The sequence below is a fragment of the Xanthomonas vesicatoria ATCC 35937 genome, from assembly GCF_001908725.1.
In the GTDB taxonomy this organism is placed as follows: domain Bacteria; phylum Pseudomonadota; class Gammaproteobacteria; order Xanthomonadales; family Xanthomonadaceae; genus Xanthomonas; species Xanthomonas vesicatoria.
In genome coordinates this window covers 1,221,075-1,244,329 of record NZ_CP018725.1, presented here as the reverse complement: position 1 = coordinate 1,244,329, position 23,255 = coordinate 1,221,075, and the positions used below count along the sequence as shown (strand labels likewise).

At 65.0% G+C, this 23,255-nt stretch carries 17 protein-coding genes and 2 pseudogenes; 15 read left to right on the top strand and 4 right to left on the bottom strand.

Features of this window, described 5'->3' with window-relative positions:
* The first annotated feature begins 48 nt into the window (after window positions 1–48).
* On the top strand, window positions 49–654 hold the full coding sequence (locus BJD12_RS05445) for a glycine zipper 2TM domain-containing protein (RefSeq protein ID WP_005992500.1): 606 nt from the start codon (window positions 49–51) through the stop codon (window positions 652–654).
* A 280-nt stretch (window positions 655–934) separates the two neighbouring features.
* On the opposite strand, the gene BJD12_RS05440 is transcribed toward BJD12_RS05445, so the two are convergent.
* Both BJD12_RS05440 and BJD12_RS05435 read right to left on the bottom strand, forming a co-directional pair.
* Window positions 935–1,816 (bottom strand): PhzF family phenazine biosynthesis protein, encoded by an 882-nt coding sequence (locus tag BJD12_RS05440; RefSeq protein WP_005992498.1) that lies wholly within the window; start codon window positions 1,814–1,816, stop codon window positions 935–937.
* A gap of 31 nt (window positions 1,817–1,847) precedes the next feature.
* Window positions 1,848–2,726 (bottom strand): PhzF family phenazine biosynthesis protein, encoded by an 879-nt coding sequence (locus BJD12_RS05435; RefSeq protein ID WP_005992497.1) that lies wholly within the window; start codon window positions 2,724–2,726, stop codon window positions 1,848–1,850.
* A gap of 179 nt (window positions 2,727–2,905) precedes the next feature.
* On the opposite strand from BJD12_RS05435, the gene BJD12_RS05430 reads away from it, so the two are divergent.
* The 5 genes from BJD12_RS05430 to BJD12_RS05410 all read left to right on the top strand — a co-directional run bounded on the left by BJD12_RS05430 (window position 2,906) and on the right by BJD12_RS05410 (window position 9,669).
* Entirely contained in the window at window positions 2,906–5,515 is a 2,610-nt protein-coding gene (locus BJD12_RS05430) for a bifunctional aspartate kinase/diaminopimelate decarboxylase (RefSeq protein WP_005992495.1), read from the top strand.
* Complete coding sequence (locus tag BJD12_RS05425; RefSeq protein ID WP_005992493.1) at window positions 5,499–5,957, top strand: hypothetical protein; 459 nt, start codon at window positions 5,499–5,501, stop codon at window positions 5,955–5,957. The genes BJD12_RS05430 and BJD12_RS05425 overlap by 17 nt, the downstream gene beginning before the upstream one ends.
* Window positions 5,954–7,309, top strand: coding sequence for a UDP-N-acetyl-alpha-D-muramoyl-L-alanyl-L-glutamate epimerase (gene murL, locus BJD12_RS05420; RefSeq protein WP_005992491.1), 1,356 nt, complete (start codon window positions 5,954–5,956; stop codon window positions 7,307–7,309). The genes BJD12_RS05425 and murL overlap by 4 nt, the downstream gene beginning before the upstream one ends.
* Window positions 7,290–8,699, top strand: a complete 1,410-nt coding sequence (gene murD, locus BJD12_RS05415) for a UDP-N-acetylmuramoyl-L-alanine--D-glutamate ligase (RefSeq protein ID WP_039420017.1) — start codon at window positions 7,290–7,292, stop codon at window positions 8,697–8,699. Before murL ends, murD begins: the two co-directional genes overlap by 20 nt.
* A gap of 169 nt (window positions 8,700–8,868) precedes the next feature.
* Complete coding sequence (locus tag BJD12_RS05410; protein WP_005997849.1) at window positions 8,869–9,669, top strand: dienelactone hydrolase family protein; 801 nt, start codon at window positions 8,869–8,871, stop codon at window positions 9,667–9,669.
* A 176-nt stretch (window positions 9,670–9,845) separates the two neighbouring features.
* On the opposite strand, the gene BJD12_RS05405 is transcribed toward BJD12_RS05410, so the two are convergent.
* Window positions 9,846–10,844 (bottom strand): polyprenyl synthetase family protein, encoded by a 999-nt coding sequence (locus BJD12_RS05405; protein WP_005997851.1) that lies wholly within the window; start codon window positions 10,842–10,844, stop codon window positions 9,846–9,848.
* A 271-nt stretch (window positions 10,845–11,115) separates the two neighbouring features.
* On the opposite strand from BJD12_RS05405, the gene BJD12_RS05400 reads away from it, so the two are divergent.
* Window positions 11,116–11,658, top strand: coding sequence for a single-stranded DNA-binding protein (locus BJD12_RS05400; protein ID WP_005998344.1), 543 nt, complete (start codon window positions 11,116–11,118; stop codon window positions 11,656–11,658).
* A 156-nt stretch (window positions 11,659–11,814) separates the two neighbouring features.
* Here the strand turns inward: BJD12_RS05400 and BJD12_RS05395 are convergent.
* A pseudogene (locus BJD12_RS05395) lies at window positions 11,815–13,299 on the bottom strand (sensor domain-containing diguanylate cyclase).
* A 308-nt stretch (window positions 13,300–13,607) separates the two neighbouring features.
* Here BJD12_RS05395 and BJD12_RS05390 point away from each other — a divergent pair.
* The 8 genes and pseudogenes from BJD12_RS05390 (at window position 13,608) to BJD12_RS05355 (ending at window position 23,243) form a co-directional block, all read left to right on the top strand.
* Complete coding sequence (locus tag BJD12_RS05390; RefSeq protein WP_039420010.1) at window positions 13,608–14,615, top strand: zinc-dependent alcohol dehydrogenase family protein; 1,008 nt, start codon at window positions 13,608–13,610, stop codon at window positions 14,613–14,615.
* 398 nt (window positions 14,616–15,013) lie between these two features.
* Entirely contained in the window at window positions 15,014–15,655 is a 642-nt protein-coding gene (paoA, locus tag BJD12_RS05385; protein ID WP_039420008.1) for an aldehyde dehydrogenase iron-sulfur subunit PaoA, read from the top strand.
* A pseudogene (locus BJD12_RS05380) lies at window positions 15,652–16,601 on the top strand (FAD binding domain-containing protein). The gene paoA and the pseudogene BJD12_RS05380 overlap by 4 nt, the downstream one beginning before the upstream one ends.
* A 1-nt stretch (window position 16,602) precedes the next feature.
* Window positions 16,603–18,810 (top strand): aldehyde oxidoreductase molybdenum-binding subunit PaoC, encoded by a 2,208-nt coding sequence (gene paoC, locus BJD12_RS05375; protein ID WP_005998360.1) that lies wholly within the window; start codon window positions 16,603–16,605, stop codon window positions 18,808–18,810.
* Window positions 18,807–19,820 carry an XdhC family protein gene (locus BJD12_RS05370; RefSeq protein WP_039420006.1) on the top strand — a complete coding sequence of 338 codons (1,014 nt, stop codon included), beginning with the start codon at window positions 18,807–18,809 and terminating at the stop codon, window positions 19,818–19,820. Before paoC ends, BJD12_RS05370 begins: the two co-directional genes overlap by 4 nt.
* 473 nt (window positions 19,821–20,293) lie before the next feature.
* Window positions 20,294–20,902, top strand: coding sequence for a nucleotidyltransferase family protein (locus BJD12_RS05365; RefSeq protein ID WP_005998367.1), 609 nt, complete (start codon window positions 20,294–20,296; stop codon window positions 20,900–20,902).
* Between the two features lie 524 nt (window positions 20,903–21,426).
* Entirely contained in the window at window positions 21,427–21,642 is a 216-nt protein-coding gene (locus BJD12_RS05360; RefSeq protein WP_039420004.1) for a hypothetical protein, read from the top strand.
* A gap of 350 nt (window positions 21,643–21,992) precedes the next feature.
* Entirely contained in the window at window positions 21,993–23,243 is a 1,251-nt protein-coding gene (locus BJD12_RS05355) for a DUF819 family protein (RefSeq protein WP_005998373.1), read from the top strand.
* Window positions 23,244–23,255 lie beyond the last annotated feature (12 nt).

Genomic DNA, 23,255 nt, shown 5'->3' with positions numbered 1-23,255 from the left:
CAACAAGCACACGCATCGGCTGCGTGTCCTCCCTGTGAAGCTGCCGCAATGAAAACTCTTGTGCTTGGTGCTCTGGTGATGGGTCTGGCCGTGGCGGGCAATGCAACGGCGCAGCGCTATGACAGCGGCTACCGCGACAATGCGCGTGGTAGCTACGAGGACGGTCGTTACGAATACGCACGCGTGGTGCGCGTGGACCCGATCATCGTGTCCGATTCCTACAACGAACGCGGCAGTAGCGAACGCTGCTACAACCGTCCGTCAGACGGCTACTACACCAGCAATGATGGCTACTACCGCGATGGTGGCAGTTATGGCTCACCCAATGCGTCCAACCGCGGTGTTGCCAGCGTCATCGGCGGTATCGCCGGTGCGGTGCTCGGTAGTCAGGTTGGTGGTGGTAACGGCCGTCTGGTCGGCACCGCCGTCGGCACCATGGCTGGCGTGGCGGCTGGCCGCTCGATCTACGAGGCCAACCACCGCACCTACCAGGGCAACGTCAGCGTTTGCGAACCTGTGTCATACCGCACCACGCGCGAGCGTGTGGATGGCTACGACGTAACGTACGAATATGCGGGGCGCACCTATCACACGCGCAGCGATTACAACCCGGGAGACCGGATCCGTGTGCGCGTGGACGTACGCCCTGACTGATTGACCATATCTGGGCTGTTTGGAAAAAAAAACGCTGCGGGAGACCGCAGCGTTTTTTCGTGTGAGCACCCATGCAGTGAGCGAGCGTCATGCGGGGAGTGCTGCTGGCACGTCACATGCGAAAGATTGCCAACATTTCTGGATTCAACTGCCAAGCGCATGCGCCGTGCGTTGGATGGTGCTCGACCGAGCTTCCGGCGCAGCAGAATTTAGCTGGGTTTGCCCTTAAGACCACCCGGATGAGGCTTGGCGGAGACAGTGACGCTGCAGCACACAGCGCTTAGCCCCAGTCCAAGGTCCCGCGAATCACGGTCTGCACCTGGCCGCCCGACCATACGTCACCGTTGCTGTCGATGCGCAGCTCCAACAAGGCGTCGAAGCCGATCTCGCGGCCCTGGCTGACCACGTAACGCCGGTCCTTGCCCGGCAGTGCGTGGCGGCTGTCCAGCCAGGCCGCAAGCACGGCATTGGCGGCGCCGGATGCCGCATCTTCGAAACGCCGGCCATTGCCGACAAACGCACGCACTGCCAGATCGTAGCTGCCGCCGGTGGCGGCACGCGCGTAGGCGAAGACGCCCATGCTGCCGGTGGATTCGGCCAGCGCGGCGATCGCATCCCAGCTCGGCTGCAGACTGCGCAATGCCGCTTCGCTGGCCAATTCCACCACCCACCACGTGCGGCCGCCATCCATCAACGCGGGCGGCAGCGTGCCGAGCGACCAGCCGTGCAGCGCATCGCGCAGGCGCAGGTCGTCGGCTTCCACCTGTTCGGCAACGCGCGCGCGCGGCGTGCGGATGGCGATGCTGCGGTGCCCATCGATCTGCTCCACGCGCAGCGGCAATTGCCCGGCAATGCCGTCCTGCACCAGCAGGCCGTCGTCTGGCGCGGCCAGGCCGGCGTCGAGCACCGCATGCGCTGTGCCCACGCTCGGGTGGCCGGCGAAGGGGACCTCTTTTTGCGGCGAAAACATCCGCAACCGGTAGCTGCTGTGGGCATCGGCTGCAGGAAAGACAAAGGTTGTTTCCGGCAACTTGGTCCAGCGGGCGATCGCCTGCATCGCCTCATCGTCCAGCCCCTGCGCATCCAACACCACCGCCAGCGGATTGCCGCTGCCGGGGTGGGCGGAGAACACATCCAGTTGCAGGAAACGGCGGGTGGTCATGGTGGCGGATCCGCGAACAGGGCGCGGCAGCTTACCAATCGATGCGGCCGTCGATCACCTGCAGCGTCGTTCCGCCAATCCACACCTCGCCTGCGTCATCCACTTCCACATGGATGCGGCCATCGCGGCCGACCTCGCGGCCCTGGCTGGCGACATAACGCGATGCCGCGCCCGGCAGGCGGTTTTCTTCGTGCAGGCGCGCGGCGATGCAGGCATTGGCGCTACCGGTCACCGGGTCCTCTGGAACGCCGTCGCCAGGGCAGAACGCGCGCACCACCAGATCTGCGTCGCCGTCCTGCACAGGGGCGTAGACCGCCAGCCCGGTAGCGGCGCTGGCCTGGGTCAGGCGGGTAATCGCAGCAAGATCCGGCGTTGCCTGGCGCACCGCTGCGGCATCGGCGAGTTCCAGCAGCCACCAGTTCGGGCCGTTGTTCCAGAGTGCCGCCGGGTGCGCTGCCACGCGCAATCCGGCGCAGGCTCCCTGCAATGCCGCCGCATGGGTGTCGCCAGTTGCGATGACGCGTGCACGTGGCGCTCGCAGCCGCACCTGCAATGCGCCGTGGCGGTCGAACACGTCCACCGGCAATACGCCGGCCGCGCATTGCTGGTGTAGCCGGCCCTCGGCCTTGTAGCCGGTCAGTCCATGGGTTGCCGCGACCCACGCCGCGCCGACACTGGGGTGGCCGGCAAATGGCAGCTCCGCACGCGGGGTGAAGATGCGGATGTGATAGTCGGCATCCGGCGCGCTGACCGGCACAAAAAAGATGGTCTCCGACAGGTTCAGCCATGCGGCGATCTGCTGCATCTGCTCGGCCGACAACGCGCCTGCGTCGAACACCACGCCCAGCGGGTTGCCGGAGCCGGTGCGGCTGGCGAAAACATCCAGTTGCAGGTAGCGGTGCTTGCTCATGCGTGGTGCGATCTCGGTGCTAGGAATCGTGCGGATGGTTGCAGCGCAAACCGTTGCCGCGATGAGGAGCGGCGCTGCGGAGTGCGACCGCACGCGGGGTCAGATGCGCGTCATTGGCAGTAGAATCGGAGGTTCCGCCCGGCATCCCGGCTTCTTCCCCCATCATAAACGCCTACTCCATGTCAGCTCCCCACTCTACCGATCGTTGGATCGTCCTCAAGTTCGGCGGCACCTCGGTGTCGCGTCGTCATCGCTGGGACACGATTGGAAAACTGGCGAGCAAACGGGCGAACGAAACCGGCGGCCGCGTGCTGGTAGTGGTGTCTGCGCTTTCGGGCGTAACCAACGAACTCACCGCTATCGCCGATGGCGCTGCCGATAGCGCACAGCGCGTGGCAGCGTTGGAGCAACGCCATCGCGAGTTTCTGGCCGAGCTCGAGCTCGATGCCGATGCGGTCATCGGCGAGCGGCTGGCCGCGTTGCACGCGCTGGTTGCCGATGCGCGCGCTGCCACGCGCACTCTCGATTGGCAGGCCGAGGTGCTGGGGCAGGGCGAATTGCTGTCGTCCACCATCGGTGCGGCCTATCTGCATGCCAGTGGCCTGGATATGGGCTGGCTGGACGCGCGGCAGTGGCTGTCGGCGTTGCCGCCGCAGCCCAATCAGAGCGAGTGGTCCAAGCGTTTGTCGGTGTCGTGCCAGTGGCAGTCCGACGCGGACTGGCGCACGCGCTTCGATGCGCAGCCCACGCGCTTGCTGATCACCCAGGGTTTCATTTCGCGGCACGCCGATGGTGGTACGGCCATCCTGGGCCGCGGCGGCTCGGATACTTCGGCGGCGTATTTCGGTGCGCTGCTCGGCGCCAGCCGGGTGGAAATCTGGACCGACGTGCCCGGCATGTTCAGCGCAAATCCAAAGGAGGTGCCGGACGCGCGCTTGCTGACCCGCCTGGACTATTACGAAGCGCAGGAAATCGCCACTACCGGCGCCAAGGTGCTGCATCCACGCTCGATCAAGCCATGCCGCGATTCCGGCGTGCCGATGGCGATCCTGGATACCGAGCGCCCGGATCTGCGCGGCACCAGCATCGACGGCAATGCCGAGCCGGTGCTGGGCGTCAAGGCGATCAGCCGTCGCAACGGAATCGTGCTGGTGTCGATGGAAGGCATCGGCATGTGGCAACAGGTGGGCTTTCTGGCCGACGTGTTTACCTTGTTCAAGAAGCACGGGTTGTCGGTGGACCTGATCGGCTCGGCCGAAACCAACGTCACCGTGTCGCTGGACCCGAGCGAGAACCTGGTCAACACCGATGTGCTGGCGGCGCTGTCGGCCGATCTGTCGCAGATCTGCAAGGTCAAGATCATTGTTCCTTGCGCGGCGATCACCCTGGTCGGGCGCGGCATGCGCTCGTTGCTGCACAAACTGTCGGACGTGTGGGCCACGTTCGGTCAGGAACGCGTGCACATGATCTCGCAGTCGTCCAACGACTTGAACCTGACCTTCGTCATCGACGAAGCCGATGCCGACGGCTTGTTGCCGATCCTGCATGGCGAGTTGATCGACAGTGGCGCGATGCCGGTGAGCGAAGGCGAGGTGTTCGGGCCGCGCTGGCGCGAGATCATCGGCTCGGTACGTCCGCGTCCCACGCCGTGGTGGCATGCTGAGCGCGCGCATCTGCTGTCGCTGGCCAAGGCCGGCACGCCGCGTTACGCGTACCACCTGCCCACCGTGCGCGCGCGTGCGCATGCATTGGCGCAGATCGCGGCGGTGGATCAACGCTATTACGCGATCAAGGCCAACGCGCATCCGGCGATCCTGATGGCGCTGGAGCAGGCCGGTTTCGGGCTGGAATGCGTCTCGCATGGCGAATTGCGTCGTGTGTTCCAGACACTGCCGGAGCTGTCGCCGCGTCGCGTGCTGTTCACCCCGAGCTTTGCGCCCAAGGCCGAATACGAGGCCGCGTTTGCGCTGGGCGTGACGGTCACCGTGGACAACGTCGAGGCACTGCGCAACTGGCCGGAGGTGTTCCGTGGCCGCAACGTCTGGCTGCGTATCGACCTGGGGCATGGCGATGGCCATCACGAGAAGGTCAATACCGGCGGCAAGGCATCCAAGTTCGGCCTGTCGTCCACGCGCGTGGATGAGTTCGTTGAAGCGGCGCGCACGTTGGAAGTCACCATCACTGGTGTGCATGCGCACCTGGGCAGTGGTGTGGAGACCGGCGAACACTGGCGCATGATGTACGACGAACTGGCCGGCTTCGCGCGCCGCATCGGCACGGTGGAAACCATCGACATTGGCGGCGGCCTGCCGATTCCGTACAGCGCCGAGGACGAGCCGTTTGATCTGGAGGTGTGGGCCAAGGGCCTGGCCGAGGTCAAGGCCGTGCATCCGGGCTACCGCCTGGCGATCGAGCCGGGCCGTTATCTGGTGGCCGAGGCCGGCGTATTGCTGGCCGGCGTCACCCAGGTGATCGAGAAGGATGGCGTGCAGCGGGTGGGCCTGGATGCGGGCATGAACACCTTGATCCGCCCGGCGCTGTACGATGCCTGGCACGACATCGAAAACCTCAGCCGCCTCGATACGGCTGCCGATGGCGCATTCGATATCGTCGGCCCGATCTGCGAGTCGTCGGACGTGTTCGGCAAGCGCCGCCGTCTGCCGTCCAGCACCGCTCCAGGCGATGTGGTGCTGGTGGCCGATGCCGGCGCGTACGGCTATTCGATGGCCAGTACCTACAACCAGCGGGAGCTGCCGCGCGAAGAGGTGATCGATGCGCCCGCTGGCTGAGTTCGTTGTGCTCAGCACGCTGGCCGGTGGCGTGGCGATGGTGTTTTCCACTGCCATCGACATGGCTGGCCTGCGCATGCCATGGACCGATAGCCTGAAGTGGGTGCTGCCGGCGCTGGCGGCGTCGGGCGTCGGCGCATTTGGCGCAGCGTTTTGGCAGCGTCGGCGCGATACGCGAGCGCCCGCGCAGCATGCCGGGGGTATGGCACTGCGTACGGTGGTATTGAGCGCGCTCAGCTATCTGCCGGCGTTGCTGCTGTATCTGCTGGTGGCGTTAGCAGTCACTGGCGATGCACGGGTGATTGGCTCGCAAGTGATGTTGCTGTTGTTCGTCATCGGCTGCCTGCCTCTGCTGTGGGCCGCGGTGCCGTTTTCCATGATTGAATATGCCCTGTGCCGACGCTATCTGCGTCGGCAACGGGTTCTTGCAGGTAGTCCATGAGCGCTTTCGACAAACACCAGATCTCCACCTTCCGCTTCGTGCGTTGCGCACTCGACGCGCAAACCGGCGTGGCGACGCTGGTGTATGCCTTCGACCAGGGTCCGGAACTGGTGGAAACCGTTGCCGTGCCCGGCGCCCCGTTTGTGCTGGACGGCGCGCGTGCCGTTGCCGTGCAACAGGCCTTGCGGTTGCTGCACCTCATCGCCGGTGCGAGTTACTACAAGGCAGCGGTGCCGCCGACCATTGCCATCGACGACTACGGAATCGATGCCGACACCGCCGCGCTGGTGGAAAGCGTCTATCTGCACGGCCTGGGCGAATTCGCCTACCGCAATGGCTTGAACCTGCACGGCAAGATCAACTTTCCGGTGGCTGCGCCGGCAGCTGCACAGGCGCCTGCGTTGGGCTTGCGCGAGCATGCATTGGTCGCCATCGGCGGCGGCAAGGATTCGCTGGTCAGCATCGAAGCGTTGCGGCACGCCGGCATCGCGCAGACCGTCAGCTGGATCGGCGGCTCGCAACTGATCCGGGCCTGTGCCGAGCGCACTGGCCTGCCGGTGCTCAACATCGGCCGCGTGCTGGCACCGGAGTTGTTCGAGCTCAACCGCCAGGGTGCGTGGAACGGACATATTCCGGTGACGGCAGTGAACTCGGCCATCCTGGTGTTGTCCGCGCTGCTGACCGGCGTGGATCAGGTGGTGTTCTCCAACGAACGCTCGGCCAGCTACGGCAGCCAGATTCCCGGCACCGGCGAGGTCAATCACCAGTGGTCCAAGGGCTGGGCGTTCGAGCAGGCCTTTGGCGAGTACGTGCAGCGCCATGTGGCGGCTGATCTGCGTTATTACTCGCTGCTGCGGCCGCTGTCGGAGCTGGCGGTGGCGCGGCAGTTTGCCAAGACCGATCACTACGACGCGCATTTTTCCAGCTGCAACCGCAACTTCCACATCATGGGCGAGCGCCCGGTGCACCGCTGGTGCGGCGTGTGCCCCAAGTGCCATTTCGTGTTCCTGGCGCTGGCGCCGTTCATGCCCAAGACGCGTCTGGTCAAGATCTTCGGGCGCAATCTGCTCGACGATGCCAGCCAGGCTGGCGGCTACGATGCGCTGCTGGAATTTCAGGACCACAAGCCGTTCGAATGCGTGGGCGAAGGCCGTGAGTCGCGTGCGGCGATGGCGCTGCTGGCAACGCGCGCGGAGTGGAAGGAAGACGCGTTGGTCAAGCGTTTCATCCGCGAGATCCAGCCGCAGCTGGACACCCAGGATCTGCAGGTCGCGCCGCTGATGGCCATCGATGGCGAGCACCGGATTCCCTCGGCGCTGTGGGAGCGCGTGCGTGCGAATTTCGCAACTTGAGGGCAGGGCGGTTGCGTTATGGGGGTGGGGGCGCGAGGGGCGCGCTGCCTATCGTGCGCTGCGTAGCGCATTACCCACGCAACCGCTGACCGTCTTTTGCAACACCGAAGAAGCGCGCGAGCTGGATGCATTGGCCGACGCGGCGCTGCAGGTGGAAACCGACGCCAGCGCGCAGGCGTTGGGCCGCTTCGAGGTTGTGGTGAAGTCACCGGGCATCAGCCCGTATCGCGCCGAAGCGCTGACTGCCGCTGCCGCGCACGGCACGCAGTTCATCGGCGGCACCGCGCTGTGGTTTGCCGAACATGCGCAGGCCGACGGTGGCGTGCCAGGCGCCATCTGCGTGACCGGCACCAAGGGCAAGAGCACCACTACTGCTTTGCTGGCGCACCTGTTGCGCAGCGCCGGGCATCGCACCGCCCTGGTCGGCAACATCGGCCAACCGTTGCTGGAAGTGCTGGCACCGCAACCGCCGCCTGCGTACTGGGCGATCGAGTTGTCCAGCTACCAGACCGGCGAGGTCGGGCGCAGTGGCGCCCGCCCGCAACTGGCACTGGTCTTGAACCTGTTTCCCGAACATCTTGACTGGCATGGCGACGAGGCGCGTTATGTGCGCGACAAGTTGTCGCTGGTGACCGAAGGCCGCCCGCGGATCGCCTTGCTCAACGCGGCCGACCCGCTGTTGCGCGGGTTGCAGCTGCCCGAGAGCGAAGTGCGCTGGTTCAATCATGCCGATGGCTGGCATCTGCGCGGCGATGTGGTGTATCGCGGCGAGCGGGCCATCTTCGATACGGCCAACGTGCCGCTGCCTGGCGAGCACAATCGCCGCAATCTTTGCGCGGTGCTGGCCGCGATCGAGGCGCTGGGCCTGGATTCCGCGGCGTTGGCGCCAGCGGCGCTGAGCTTTCGTCCGTTGCCCAACCGGCTGCAGTTGCTTGGCAGCGTGGACGGCATCAGTTACGTCAACGATTCGATCAGCACCACGCCGCATGCGTCGTTGGCTGCACTTGCCTGCTTTGCGCAGCGGCGTGTCGCCTTGTTGGTCGGTGGGCATGATCGCGGGCTGGATTGGCAGGACTTTGCTGCGCACATGGCGCAGCAGGCGCCGCTGGAAATCGTTACCATGGGCGCCAACGGCCCGCGTATCCATGCGCTGCTGGAACCGCTGGCCGAAGCTGGCCGTTTCGGCTTGCACGCCGCCACCGATCTGGAACATGCCATGCAGCTGGCGCGCGACGCATTGGGCACGCAGGGCGGTGTGGTGCTGCTGTCGCCGGGCGCGCCGAGTTTCGGCGCCTACAGCGATTACGTTGCACGCGGCCGGCACTTCGCCCAATTGGCCGGATTCGACCCGGCGGCGATCAGTGCCATCCCCGGGCTTGGCGTGCAGTAAGGCCTCTGGCTGTCAGGTGATCGCGCAGGCAACCTAGCTGAGCAAGTCGGACGCTCGCATCTCCGACATCGGTCGGGCCGCGTCGCCGCTGGCGTGCCGCTTCCGTGCGCCGCGACCAGTCCTGCACGCCGCCTGGGCCTACACTCGTGCAAATCCCGGGAGCAAGCGCATGCACAAGCAATGGTCGTGGAGCAGTGTGGGACTGGTCGGTGTGTTGGCGTCGTTGGCATTCCCGGCGATGGCCGTGATGCAGGCCAAGCCGCTGGAATGGAAGGTCGGCAAGGACACTTATAGCGGCGTGCTGGTGTACGACGATGCCGGCGACACCAAACGCCCTGGCCTGGTGATGGTGCCTAACTGGCGCGGCGTCAACGACTCGGCGGTGGCCAAGGCCAAGCAACTGGCGGGCGACGATTACGTGGTGCTGGTGGCCGATGTGTACGGCAAGGGTAAGCGGCCGGCCAACGACAGCGAGGCGGGGCAGTTCGCCGGCGCGTTGAAGAAGGACCCGCCGACGTTGCGCGCACGCGCGCTGCAAGCGGTCGACGTGCTCAAGGCGCAGGCCGGTAAGGCACCCCTCGATGCGACGCGCATTGGTGCAGTGGGCTTCTGTTTCGGCGGGACCACGGTGCTGGAACTGGTGCGCGCCGGCGCACAGCTTGCCGGTGTGGTCAGCCTGCACGGCGGCATCGCCACACCCAGCCCAGCCGCTGCCGGCTCGGCAAAAACCCCGCTGCTGGTGCTCAACGGCGCCGACGACAAGAGCGTGAGCAAGGCGGACATCGCCGCGTTCGAAACCGAGATGAATGCTGCAGGCGCCGATTGGCAGTTCGTCAATTTCAGCGGGGCGGTGCATTGCTTCGCCGAAGCCGATGCCAACAGCCCGCCCGGTTGCCTGTACAACCCGCGCGCGGCCAAGCGTGCGTATCGCATGCTGGGCGACTTCTTCGATGAGCGGTTTGCTCAGTAGCCGGGATTGGTGATTCGGGATTCGCAACAGCGTGGTCCGGACGCTCGAATTTTCCGTGAGCCTGTGCTCAGGAGCTTGCGCTGAACATCGCTGAGCGCCGGGATTCGTAAGAGCAGCCAAGCCGCTTTTACGAATCCCCAATCCGCAAGCCCGTGCGGCACGCGTCACGCGCCGGATCAATGCGTGCGTTGGACCGCGTAACGGGCTAGGCCGCGTAGGGCGGCCACTGCCGGGCTGGCGGGCAGCGTTGCCAGCGCCTGTTCGGCGGCGGCGGCGTATTCGGCCGCACGCTGGCGGCTGTAGTCCAACCCGCCGGTGGCATGAATGGCGGCCAGCACTTCCGGCATCGCGGCTGCATCGCCCTGTTCGACGATGGCACGCAGGCGCTGCCGCGTGGCCTCATCCGAATGCGCCATGGCGTGGATGAGCGGCAGCGTTGCCTTGCCTTCGGCCAGATCGTCGCCCAGGTTCTTGCCCAGATCCTCGGCCTCGGCGGCGTAATCGAGTACGTCGTCGGCGATCTGGAAGGCAAAGCCCAGCTGCATGCCATAGTCGTACAGGCGCTGCTGCACATCCGCATCCGCACCCGACGCCAGCGCGCCCAGGCGGGTGCCGGCGGCGAAGAGCACCGCGGTCTTGCGCTCGATCACGCGCAGGTAGGCGGCTTCGTCGGTGTCGGGGTTATGCACGTGCAGCAGCTGCAGCACCTCGCCTTCGGCGATGCGGTTGGTGGTGTCGGCCAGGATCTGCATGACTTCCATGCGGTCCAGCTCGACCATCAACTGGAAGCTGCGCGAATAGAGAAAGTCGCCCACCAGCACACTGGGTGCATTGCCCCACAACGCGTTGGCCGTGCTGCGCCCGCGGCGCAGATCCGACTCGTCCACCACGTCGTCGTGCAACAAGGTGGAGGTGTGGATGAATTCGATGATCGCCGCCAGCTGGTGGTGCTCCGGGCCGGAGCCGCCAGCGGCGTGGCCGGCCAGCATCACCAGCATCGGGCGCAAGCGTTTGCCGCCAGCGGAGATGATGTGATCGGCGATCTGGTTGATCAGCACGACGTCCGACGCCAGGCGGCGGCGGATCAGCGCATCCACCGCGGCCATGTCGGGCGCGGCGAGGGACTGGATCTGGGGCAGGCCCAGGACGGTGGGGAGGTCTTCGGCGATGGTCATGCGCAGGCGTTCGTGATGTGCGCCGATTATAGGTGCCCGGGCCGGATCCGTCCCGCCGCGTGTGCTGCGGCCGCCCGAACAGGACGGAAACCGTTGCGGTGCCTGACGTGCGGGGCTGCCGGCCGGTGCTCATTCCCAGCTGCCGGCGCGGGATTTCCCGGCCCGGCAGCGGGCTGCGCGGCGGCACCCGGGCAGGGCAGGTGCGGTAACATTGGCCCCAAGACATTCACCGCCGCGCCCCTTTGGCGCCGGCGCACCATCGGAAGCATTTATGGCCCGCGGCATCAACAAAGTCATCCTCGTCGGCAACCTCGGCAACGATCCCGACACCAAGTACACCCAGGCCGGCATGGCGATCACCCGCGTGAGCCTGGCGACCACCAGCATGCGCAAGGATCGCGAAGGCAACAACCAGGAGCGCACCGAGTGGCATCGCGTGGTTTTCTTCGGGAAGCTTGGTGAAATCGCCGGTGAGTACCTGCGCAAGGGTTCGCAGGTGTATGTCGAAGGCGAACTGCGCTACGACAAGTACACCGGTCAGGACGGCGTGGAGAAGTACAGCACCGACATCGTCGCCAACGAGATGCAGATGCTCGGCGGCCGTGGTGAAGGTGGCGGTGGCGGCATGGGCGGCGATCGCCCGCAGCGCTCGCAGGCCCCGCGCCAGCAGCAGGGCGGGGGTGGCGGCGGACAAGGCGGCGGCTACGGCGGTGGCGGTGGCGGTCAGGATTATGCCCCGCGTCGTCAACAGCCGGCCCAGCAGCAGTCGGCACCGCCGATGGACGATTTTGCGGATGACGATATTCCGTTTTGACCGGCGTCCAAGCGCTCGTGTCATTCAGAAAGGCCCGCTTGCGCGGGCCTTCTGCGTCTTGCGTTGCCGACCTAGCGCAGGGCTGGTGAAGGCGTGCGTTTGCTCCAGATAATTGAGTGGAGCGAGGTCGGTACAGCGGCGTCGCCCGCACCTGGATCACGCCGAGGCACGATCGCGCCCGCGCTGCTTGGCGCGATATAGCGCCGAATCGGCGTCGTGCACGATGTCGTCGGAGCTCATTGGGACTTCGCCCGGTTCGAAGGTGGCAGCACCGACGCTGACAGTGACGTGTGCGCTGGTCGGGCTGGACAGATGCATCAGGCCGAGTTCGGCCACGGCGCTGCGCACGGCGTCGGCCAGGCGCAGCGCACCGGCGGCATCGGTGTGCGTCAGGATCATCCCGAATTCTTCGCCGCCGTAGCGTGCCGCCACGTCATTGCTGCGACGCGCGCAGCCGGTAATGGCGCCGGCAATCAGGCGCAGGCAGGCATCGCCGTTCACATGGCCATAGGTGTCGTTGTAGAGCTTGAAGTGATCGACATCGAGCATCAGCACGGACAACGGCGATTGCAGGCGCACCGCCTCCTGCAAGGCTTGCGACAACTGGTGGTCGAATGCGCGCCGGTTGGCGATGCCGGTCAGTGCATCCACCCAGGCCTCCGAACTGAGCTTGGCTTCGTTGCGATGCATGCGGCGCAGCTGCAGGTCCAGCCAGATACCCACGCCTAGCAGCAAGGCGCAGCCGAGCGTGGCGATGACGACGCGCTGACCTGCGGCCTGCCGCCAATTGGCCAGCGCATCGTCTACCGATACACCGGTCAGCACGGTCAGCGGATACGGCCGTGCCGGGGCGAAGCTGGAGATGCGCTCCACGCCATCGATCGGCGAGCGATAGGTCGCCGTGCCATGTCGGCGCGCGCGCATGCTCACGTAGATCGAGGTGCCGGCAATCGAGCTGCCGATGGTGCCCTGCTTGTCGGGCCGACGGACCAGCACAATGCCATCGTCGTTGGTCAGGCCGATGGTGCCGTGTGGTCCAACCTCGAAGGTGCTGTAGTAATGCTGGAAATACTTCAGCTGCAACGTCACCAATACCACGCCGGCAAACTCGCCAGTCGGGCCATTGAGGCGGCGGCTCAGGGTCAGGACCCAGCTGCCATCGGAGCGGCTCTTTACCGGCTGCCCGACCAGCGACAACGCGTCGCGATGGTCGCGGTGATATTTGAAGTAGGCACGGTCGGCGTTGTTGTGGGTTCTGGGCGTGCTGTCCAGCGACGAGCTCACCCAGCTGCCATCTGCCGCGTAGAGAAAGATGCCACGCAGCCGGTCCGAACGCCTTGCTTAGCGCACCAGAAACTCGTGCAGTGCTACGCGGGTGCCGGTGTCGTTCTGGTCGTGTTCAACACGCGCGACCAGGCCGGACAGCACTGCGTCGGCAATCGACATGGTGTCGCTGGCGTGCTGCGCCAGCGAGTTGGCTAGGTTCAACGACTGTGCCTCGGCACTGCGCAGCGCCGAACCGCGTTCTTCGTGGATGGACCAATATTCCGAACCGAGCAGTAGCACCCATGAAGCGGTCAGCACGAAGTGCAACGCAATGCGTTGTGCACGTTGCCGCCGCTGCTTGGTTGTTGACGTCACTGTAGCTACCTGTCCGGACACCAGGGAGATGCAACCGGTGTGCCAGCCTATGCATCACCGTTGTGCCGGCTGCGTACAGATGCGGTTGCACAACGCGTTTCTGTGATTTGGAGCGCAATGCAACGCGGCATGCCGGGGTGTGACAACGCGGCGCAGCATGCAGCGGCCGCTGACGACGGTGTCATTACGCTACCGTTTGCGCCCCATTGGCGGACACCGGGTGCCGTCCTTCAAGCCAGCTCGACTGCATTCGCGTAACGGCGCCCGTGCTATCGATGGAATCGAATTCATTACTTGAGGACTTCCCCATGCGCGCTGTTCGCCTCTCGCATCCTGCTGGTCTCAACGCACTGAAATTGGTCGAATTGCCCGATCCGGGCCAGCCCGCAAACGGGCAGATCCGGGTACGTCTGCACGCCAGCTCGCTCAATTTCCATGATCTGGGCGTCGTGCTCGGGCAGATGCCGACGGCCGATGGACGCATCCCGATGTCCGATGGCGCCGGTGTGGTCGAAGCGGTCGGCGCAGACGTCAGCGAGTTCGCCGTTGGTGACCATGTGGTGTCTACGTTCTTCCCGCAATGGCTGGATGGCGAACCGCTGCACACTGGCTTTGCGACCACGCCGGGCGATGGTATCGATGGGTATGCACGTAGTGCGGTTGTGTCCGCTGCGCAGGCATTTACCCATGCGCCAACCGGGTACAGCCACGCACAGGCGGCCACCTTGACCACTGCCGGCGTCACCGCCTGGCGTGCGCTGGTTGCCAATGGTGGCCTGAAGGCAGGCGACAGCGTGCTGGTGCTGGGCACGGGGGGCGTGTCGATCTTTGCGCTGCAGTTCGCCAAGGCGATGGGCGCGACCGTGATCGCCACGTCTTCGTCCGATGAGAAGTTGGAAAAGGTACGGGCGCTGGGTGTCGATCACGTCATCAACTATCGGCAGCACGCCGAGTGGTCGCGGCAGGTGCTGGAGATCACCGACGGGCGCGGCGTGGACCATGTGGTCGAGGTCGGTGGCCCCGGCACGTTGGCGCAATCGATCCGTTCTGCGCGGGTGGGCGGGCACATCGCCTTGATCGGTGTGTTGACCGGTGCGGCCGGCCCGGTGCCGACCGCAGAGATGATGGGGCGTCAGCAGCGCCTGCAGGGTTTGGTGGTCGGCAGTCGCCGACATCAGCAGGAGCTGGTGCGCGCCCTGGATGGGCTGCCGCTGCGCCCGGTCATCGACCGTAGCTACGCGCTGGACGACATTGGCGAGGCGTTCGCATTGCAGAAGGCCGGTGGGCATCTTGGCAAGATCGTGCTGGAGTTCTGATACCCCGATGCCCGGACGCGCTGGCCTCACGACTGTGGCCAGCGTCGTTGCGCCGAGTAGATTCGAGTAATGGCATCAGCACGCGCCGCGCATTGATAATCCGCGATCATTGACCCGTATTGCGTGACCAGCGCGACGCAGCCAATGTGTGATTGTGCTCGCAGTCGATGCTGCCAAAGCCTCCTGCTATTGCCGTGTTGCTTTCCGGCAACTCCATACAGTGATGAGCACGTTTCATAGACGCATGCCGGCTCCAACGCCAATGCAGGCGTAGGCGACAACTAGAATCGAATGACTGCCCAGTGCATCGCGCCCACGGCGTACTCACACGCTTGTGACCGTCGGCGCTGCACATTGATAAAAAACTGTACTAGCCAGCATTGTTGGAGATGCCAGCCATGAGAGACATCAAGATGACCCGTCGCGAAGTACTGATCGCTGGCACGGCGTCGGCAGCCAGCGTTGCCGCAACCCAATCAATGGCGGCCGCGGCCGTGTCGCAACGGCAGGCGGTAGAGCCGGCAAATTCTTCCAGCGAGGTTGCGTTCGAGGTCAATGGCAAGCCGGTGATGCTGACACTGGATAACCGCACCACCTTGCTGGACGCCTTGCGTGAGCATTTGCAGCTGACCGGCACCAAAAAGGGCTGCGATCATGGACAGTGCGGCGCATGTACCGTCATCGTCGATGGGCAGCGCATGAATTCCTGCCTGTCGTTGGCAGTGATGCATCAGGGCGCAAAGGTCACCACCATCGAGGGCCTTGGCACACCGGACAAGCTGCATCCAATGCAGGCAGCTTTCGTCAAACACGATGGCTATCAGTGTGGTTATTGCACACCCGGCCAGATCTGTTCGGCAGTGGCGGTGCTCGATGAGGTCAAACGCGGCATTCCCAGCCACGTGACCGAGGATTTGACCGCCAAGACCCGGCTCACCACGCCGGAACTGCAGGAGCGCATGAGCGGCAACATCTGCCGTTGCGGCGCGTATTCCAACATCGTCGAAGCGATCAATGAAGTTGCCGGAGCGCGGGCATGAAGGCTTTCAGCTACGAGCGCGCCACCTCGGCGGCAGATGCAGCGGCCAAAGCCGCGCGTCAGCCGGGCGCCAAATTCATCGCCGGCGGCACCAATCTGCTGGATCTGATGAAGCTGCAGATCGAAACGCCATCGCATCTGATCGACGTCAACGGATTGAGCCTGGATACCATCGACGCGACGCCTGAGGGCGGCCTGCGCATCGGTGCACTGGTGCGAAATACCGACCTTGCCGCCGATGCGCGCGTTCGCCGCGATTACGCAGTGCTGTCGCGCGCGCTCTTGGCAGGTGCATCCGCCAGCTGCGCAATCGCGCGACCACGGCGGGCAATCTGCTGCAGCGCACGCGTTGCCCGTATTTTTACGACACCAATCAGCCGTGCAACAAGCGCCTGCCTGGAAGTGGTTGCGCGGCCATTGGCGGCTTCAACCGTCAACTGGCGGTGATCGGTGCCAGCGAAGCCTGCATTGCCACTCATCCCAGCGACATGGCCATTGCGATGCGCGTGCTGGACGCCACGGTGGAAACCGTGCGGCCGGATGGACAGACGCGCGCGGTGCCGTTGGCCGAGTTCTATCGGGCTCCGGGGACCACGCCGCATCTGGAAACCGTGCTGGAACGGGGCGAGCTGATCACTGCGGTGACCTTGCCCAAGCCGCTCGGCGGAACGCATGTCTATCGCAAGGTGCGCGACCGCGCCTCGTATGCGTTTGCCTTGGTTTCGGTTGCCGCTGTCGTGCAGCGCGATGGTACGGCGCGCATCGGCGTGGGTGGGGTGGCGCACAAGCCATGGCGCAGTGAAGCGGCCGAAGCGCAATCACGCCAAGGCGCACGTGCCATCGCTTCTGTGCTGCTGGATGGCGCACAGCCCACTGAACACAACGCATTCAAGGTGCCGCTGGTGGAACGCACCTTGACCGCGATCCTGGCCGACACGAGGGCCTGATATGAAATTCGATACGCCTGCCGGCACCAATCCTATCGATCAAGGCAAGATCGTGGGCAAACCCGTCGATCGCATCGATGGGCCACTCAAGACCACTGGTCGAGCACCATACGCTTACGAACATCATGACTTGCCTGGCCGCGCTGCTTACGGCCATGTCGTCGGGGCAGCGATTGCCAAGGGCACGATCCGCAGCATCGATCTGAGCGCCGCGCGCAATGCGCCTGGTGTGCTCGGCATCGTCTCCGCACAAAACGCCGGCAAGCTGCACAAGGGCAAGCTCAATACCGCTAAGTTATTGGGCGGCCCGGAGATCCAGCACTACCACCAGGCGATTGCAGTGGTGATCGCCGAAACCTTCGAGCAGGCGCGCGCAGCGGGGCAGTTGATCAAGGTCGACTACGGTCGCCATGTCGGCGCATACGATCTGAAAAAAGCGCGCAGTGGCGCCGAGGTCACCAAGGAAGGCGGTGCCCCCAATAGCGCCGTCGGCGATTTCGATAGCGCCTTCGCCGTGGCGCCGGTGCAACTGGACGCCGAATACACCACGCCCGATCACTCGCACGCCATGATGGAGCCGCACGCATCAACTGCGATGTGGGACGGCGACAAGCTCAGCGTGTGGACGTCCAACCAGATGATCAATTGGGGCGCGCGCGATCTGGCCGTCACGTTGGGCATTCCGCGCGAGAATGTGCGGATCATGTCGCCCTATGTCGGCGGCGGTTTTGGTAGCAAGCTGTTTCTGCGTGCCGATGCCGTATTGGCCGCGTTGGCCGCGCGCGAAGTCAAACGTCCGGTCAAGGTCATGCTGCCGCGCCCGCTGATCGCCAACAACACCACGCATCGTCCGGCCACCGTGCAGCGCATCCGCATCGGTGCCCAACGCGATGGCAAGATCACCGCCATCGCCCATGAGAGTTGGTCGGGCGACTTGCCTGGCGGCGCGCCCGAAATCGCTGCATCGCAGACGCAATTGTTGTACGCCGGTGCCAATCGCCTGATCTCCACGCGACTGGCGGTGCTGGATCTGCCCGAGGGCAATGCGATGCGCGCGCCCGGCGAAGCACCGGGCTTGATGGCGTTGGAAGTGGCGATGGACGAAATGGCCGAGAAGCTGGAGATGGACCCGGTCAAGTTCCGCATCGTCAACGATACCCAGGTGGACCCCGAAAATCCGCAGCGGCCGTTCTCGCAGCGGCAGTTGGTCAAGTGCCTGGAAGATGGGGCAAAGCAGTTCGGTTGGTCCAACCGCAAGCGCACGCCTGCCAGCACCCGTGATGGCCGTTGGCTGGTTGGCATGGGCGTGGCCGCTGCATTCCGCAACGCCATCGCCATGACCTCCGGTGCGCGGATGCGCCTGGAGCAAGGCGGCCGCGTGGTGGTGGAAACCGACATGACCGACATCGGCACCGGCTCCTACACCATCATCGCGCAGACCGCTGCCGAGATGCTGGGTGTGCCGCTGAACTGGGTCGACGTGCGGCTGGGCGATTCGAGCTTTCCCGCATCGTCCGGTTCCGGTGGTCAGTGGGGCGCCAATAGCTCGACGGCTGGCGTATACGCAGCCGCGGTCAAGCTGCGCGAAGCGATCGCCAATCGACTGGGTCTTGACCCGGCCAAGGCCGAATTTGCCGACGGCCATGTGCGTGCCGGCGGCAAGCGTGTCCCACTCGGCGATGCCGCAGCGAGCGGCGCCCTGGTGGTGGAGGACAAGATCGAGTTCGGTGATCTGTCCAAGACGCATCAGCTGTCAACCTTCGGCGCGCACTTTGTCGAAGTCGGCGTGGATATCACCACGGCCGAGGTGCGCATCCGCCGCATGCTTGCAGTCTGCGCGGCTGGACGCATCCTCAACCCCAAGTCGGCACGCAGCCAGGTGATTGGCGGCATGACCATGGGCGCGGGCGCGGCGTTGATGGAGGAACTGGCGGTGGACAAGCGCTTTGGGTTCTTCGTCAACCACGACCTGGCCGGTTACGAAGTGCCGGTACATGCGGACATCCCGCATCAGGAAGTGGTGTTCCTGGAAGAAAGCGACCCGATGTCCTCGCCCATGAAGGCCAAGGGCGTGGGCGAGCTGGGCATTTGCGGTGTGGCTGCGGCGATTGCCAACGCGGTCTACAACGCAACAGGCGTGCGTGTGCGCGACTATTCGGTCACATTGGAAAAACTGCTACCGCATCTGCCCGAGCAACTGCGCGCGTGAGTGCAGTCGTCGCTCCGGTCACGCATGCAACGCCGGCCAAGCCGGCGTGGCCGGCATGGCCGAGCTACGCATTGCATGACGATCTGCTGCCGGTGCTCACTGCCTGGCACCGCGCCGGCCAGCGGGTTGCGATCGCGACGTTGATCGATGTGCAGGGCTCCTCGCCGCGCCCATTGGGAAGCGAAATGGCGATCGCGGCCGATGGGCAGGTTGCCGGCTACGTATCCGGTGGTTGTGTCGAAGCGGCGGTGGCGCATGAAGCGATGTCCGCACTACGCGATGGACAGCCCAGGTGGCTGGATTATGGCGAAGGCAGCGAGGTGCTGGATATCCAGCTCAGCTGTGGCGGCCGTATCGGTGTGCTGGTATGGCCGGTACCGGATCTGGCTGAATATCTGGCGCGCTGGCGCAATGCGCGTCAGCATCGCCGCGCGTTTCATGTGGCGCTGGATCGCAGGACCGGAAGCGTGCGCTACCCATCGGCCATGCACGATGTGCGTCCAGGTGAATTTCTACGCGTACATCGGCCGCCCTTGAGGCTGGTGCTGGTCGGTGCTGACCCGGCATTGCTGGTGCTAGTAGCAATGGCCAATCAGATGGGGATCGAGATGCGTGTGCTGCGGCCACACGGCCCCAGTGAACCGCCGCCCGGTCTTGCGCCTGAACACTATGATCGCCGCGGCCTGCACGATGCGTTGCGAGAGTTGCAACTGGATGCCGGCACGGCGCTGTACAGCCTTGCGCACGACAGCGAGATCGATCTGCAGGTCGCGTGTCGCGGCCTGGAATCCGATGCGGCGTGCATCGGCATCCTGGGCAGCCGAAGCAAACGCGACAACCGTCTGCAGGCGTTGCGCGCGCTGGGGCACGACGATGCTGCGCTTGCGCGTCTACGCCTGCCTGCGGGGTGGCGCATGGGTCGCTCGTCGCCGCACACCATTGCGCTGGGCATCATTGCAGAAGCAACGCAGGCGATGGCGGATCTGCACATCGGTATTTCTGCCGCTTAGGTGATTGATGTTTTAAGCGTGATGTCGCGCTTCGCGTCCGCGGTCTTCGCCAACGGCTCGCTTCGTGCACGTAATCCATCTGGAAGCAGCGCCGTGCGCGCCATCCTTGCGAATCCGTAGCACACATGGCACGTCGATCATCTCGATAGGCTCGATAGCAGGGCACATTGATGGATCTGTCGCGCGTTGTTGCATGACGAGATGGCGCGAGCGCTATACGTAGTTGATCGTCGCGTAGTCACCCCGCACGCACAGCGCGGTCTCTACGCTGAGGCGGTCTCCATTACACACGACGTCGCCATGTCTCCTGATTTCTTCTCTTATGACGCCGTGTTTTGCGACATGCCTATTGTCGAATCGCCGCTAGGTGGCAACTGCTCGCATGCAGGGCTCAGCGATGCAAGCAGGTTGGATGCCGCGGGCAGTCACGGCGGCATGTGTGGCAGTTGTCATGCATTGACCAGGCCTTGCGTATGAGCAGCGACCATGCCGCATTGGTGTTGGCAGCAGGTGCAGGGAGCCGGCTCGGCCGCTCCAAGCAATTGCTGATGCGCGACGGCGAACCATTGCTGCGGCGCTCTGCACGCATTGCATTGCAGACCGCACCACGCCGCTGCGTCGTCGTGCTGGGCGCCGATGCCGATCGGCTATCGGATGTACTGCAGGGGCTGGACGTAGAAGTGCTGCGGCATGCCGACTGGTCTGCCGGGATGGGCTCCAGCCTGGCGGCGCTGCGCCGGCATGTGCGGGACGACGCGACGCTACGACGCAGCCTGATTCTGGGGTGCGATCAACCGGCATTGGAAGCACCGCATTTGCGGGCTTTGCTGGACGAAGCCGATCGTGCCACTTCGGGGTGTGCCACCAGCGGCTATGCCGGCGTGCGCGGCATTCCTGCGGTGGTGACACATACCGCCTGGGCCGACGTTACGCTGCAGGGCGATAGCGGTCTGCGCGCGCTGTTCGCCGGTCTGGATGTGCAGACGCTAGGCTGCGTCAGCGCACCGGCGCTGGCGCTGGACGTGGACACGCCGGCCGATCTGGCGGCGGCGCAGCAACGCGGGTGGGTGGACCGGGAGTGAGACGCGATGACGGGTATCAGCTGTCGATTTCCGACAGCCTGATCCGCGGTGCGCCGATGCCGATCAGGACCAAAGCACCAAGGCTTCCCGGATGACCAGAACGTAGCCCACCACCATCGCGGTCTTGACCGGAAACTGGAACTTTCTGAGCAGATACATGCCAACCCTCCCCAAGGTGTCGTTCGAGCGCGCCCTGATCCCCTGCAAGCCGTCTGCGCTCCCGTGGCGGCTGCTTGTGAAGGGTTCTTCACCCTTCGTTGCGGAATGTAGCGCTCAGCGAGACGTGTGTCACGTAAGAATTTTCCTACCCGGATGCCAGTGTCCGCCCGACGGTGTGGCCATGCGTCAAAGAGCATGCTCACTATGCCAAACGCGGGGCCATCGGCCACTCTCCCGCGGCCCCTTGAGTAAGGGCATGTTGGCTCCCGGACGCGGCACGGTTTGTCCCAATTCCTCGCGTGATGCGCCTGTCCGGCGCGCTCGCACCTGTGTTTGACCGCTCTACTCACCGCCCGGAGGACCCCATGGACCAGTCCCGCTACGTCGTACGCATTCACCCCGAACAAGGCGGCTGGTGGGTGACCCGCCCGGAATGGTCGCCGCTGCGCTACCTGCGCGAGCAGGGCGCGCTGGAAAATGCCGAGCTGATGGCCAAACTGCACTGCCTGACCACCGGCCAGCCCAGCGGCGTGGTGCTGAATACCGCCGAAGGCGAACGTGTGGTGCGGCGCTACGGTTGAGCGCTTGGCGTGTGCCGGCGTTGATCGTGATGGCCAGCGCAGCGTGGGGTGCCCGAGCGGTTTGGACAAAGCGATGCAACTGCGACGCTACCTTGTTTTCCAGCTGCTGGCTCATCGCCGCGTGACCCTGCTATCGCCAGCCGAGCGGGACCGAGCGTTCACCCTCACTCTGCGCGACTAGCGAAGCGATCCATCGCATCCGCGCTCAGGCCTGCCTCGAACGCCGTGGTCGCAGCAGCCGGAATCGCCAGAAGGGTTTGCGCTACCGACGTGGTCGGCTAGATTCACTGGCATCGGCCGCTCCCGGCGCGATCCGCGTTGGCGGCCCTCTGTCCGGATGACCGCCTGCGGTGAATGCGCCTGCGTCTGCACTGATTCAAAACGATATCGTCGTCTTCGGCCTGATCGCCGCCACCCTGGGTGCGGTGTTCTGGACCGCATCGCGCACGCAAGGCCCGTGGCGGCGCTTCTATGCCGTGGTACCGGCCTTGTTGCTGTGCTACCTGCTGCCCGGCATCTACAACACCGTCGGGCTGATCGATGGCGCCAACACGCGCCTGTACAACCCCATCGCTCGCGACGTGCTGTTGCCGGCCGCGTTGATCCTGCTCACGCTGAGCATCGATCTGCGCGCGATCCTGGGGCTGGGCCCCAAGCTGGTTGCCATGTATCTGGGCGCATCGGTGAGCATCATGCTGGGCGCGGTGGTCGCTTTCTGGGTGATGCGGTGGCTGCACCCGGCCACCGTCGCCGGCGACACCTGGGCGGGCATGGCCGCATTGGCCGGTAGCTGGATCGGCGGCGGCGCCAACATGCTGGCGATGCGCGAAGTGTTCAATGTCGACGCGACCACGTTCGGGCAGTTTGCGGTGGTCGATGTCGGCGTCGGCTACGTGTGGATGGCGGCGCTGATTTTCCTGGCCGGCCGCGCGCGCAAGATCGATAGCCGCAGCGGTGCCGACACCCGTGCGCTGGACGCCTTGCAGGAGCGTATGGCGCGCTTCCACGCCGAACACGCGCGTATCCCCAGCCTGGCCGACCTGATGGTGATCGTGGCGGTGGCATTCGGCGGGGTCGGCTTGGCCCACGCGCTGGCTAGCCCGTTGGCCACCTGGTGCAAGGCGCACCTGAGCTGGTCCGGCCAATTCAGTCTGGACGCGCCGTTCGTGTGGGTGGTGGTGCTGGCGACCAGTCTGGGATTGCTGTTGAGCTTCACCCGCGCGCGGACCCTGGAAGGCGCGGGCGCCTCCAGGATCGGCTCGTTGCTGCTGTATTTCCTGATCGCCTGCATCGGCATGCAGATGGACCTGCTGGCGCTGCTGGATCGGCCGTGGCTGTTCCTGCTCGGGCTGATCTGGATCGCTGTGCACATCGCGCTGCTGTGGGCGCTGGGGCGCTGGTTGCGGGTGCCGTTCTTCTATTTTGCGATTGGCTCGCAGTCAAATATCGGCGGACCGGCATCTGCGCCGGTCGTCGCTGCGGCGTTCCATCCGGCGTTGGCTCCGGTGGGCGTGTTGCTGGGCACGATGGGCTATGCCACCGGCACTTATCTGGCCTATCTGGTGGGCATCACCTTGCGGGCGATGGCCGGGGCAGGCTAGTGCTGCGTTACG

Excerpts from the sequence above, each read along its gene's own strand:
- BJD12_RS05445 (WP_005992500.1), top strand. The coding sequence starts at position 49 with ATGAAAACTCTTGTGCTTGGTGCTCTGGTGATGGGTCTGGCCGTGGCG.
- BJD12_RS05440 (WP_005992498.1), bottom strand. The coding sequence starts at position 1,816 with ATGACCACCCGCCGTTTCCTGCAACTGGATGTGTTCTCCGCCCACCCC.
- BJD12_RS05435 (WP_005992497.1), bottom strand. The coding sequence starts at position 2,726 with ATGAGCAAGCACCGCTACCTGCAACTGGATGTTTTCGCCAGCCGCACC.
- BJD12_RS05430 (WP_005992495.1), top strand. The coding sequence starts at position 2,906 with ATGTCAGCTCCCCACTCTACCGATCGTTGGATCGTCCTCAAGTTCGGC.
- BJD12_RS05425 (WP_005992493.1), top strand. The coding sequence starts at position 5,499 with ATGCGCCCGCTGGCTGAGTTCGTTGTGCTCAGCACGCTGGCCGGTGGC.
- murL (WP_005992491.1), top strand. The coding sequence starts at position 5,954 with ATGAGCGCTTTCGACAAACACCAGATCTCCACCTTCCGCTTCGTGCGT.
- BJD12_RS05410 (WP_005997849.1), top strand. The coding sequence starts at position 8,869 with ATGCACAAGCAATGGTCGTGGAGCAGTGTGGGACTGGTCGGTGTGTTG.
- BJD12_RS05405 (WP_005997851.1), bottom strand. The coding sequence starts at position 10,844 with ATGACCATCGCCGAAGACCTCCCCACCGTCCTGGGCCTGCCCCAGATC.
- BJD12_RS05400 (WP_005998344.1), top strand. The coding sequence starts at position 11,116 with ATGGCCCGCGGCATCAACAAAGTCATCCTCGTCGGCAACCTCGGCAAC.
- BJD12_RS05390 (WP_039420010.1), top strand. The coding sequence starts at position 13,608 with ATGCGCGCTGTTCGCCTCTCGCATCCTGCTGGTCTCAACGCACTGAAA.
- paoA (WP_039420008.1), top strand. The coding sequence starts at position 15,014 with ATGAGAGACATCAAGATGACCCGTCGCGAAGTACTGATCGCTGGCACG.
- paoC (WP_005998360.1), top strand. The coding sequence starts at position 16,603 with ATGAAATTCGATACGCCTGCCGGCACCAATCCTATCGATCAAGGCAAG.
- BJD12_RS05365 (WP_005998367.1), top strand. The coding sequence starts at position 20,294 with ATGAGCAGCGACCATGCCGCATTGGTGTTGGCAGCAGGTGCAGGGAGC.
- BJD12_RS05360 (WP_039420004.1), top strand. The coding sequence starts at position 21,427 with ATGGACCAGTCCCGCTACGTCGTACGCATTCACCCCGAACAAGGCGGC.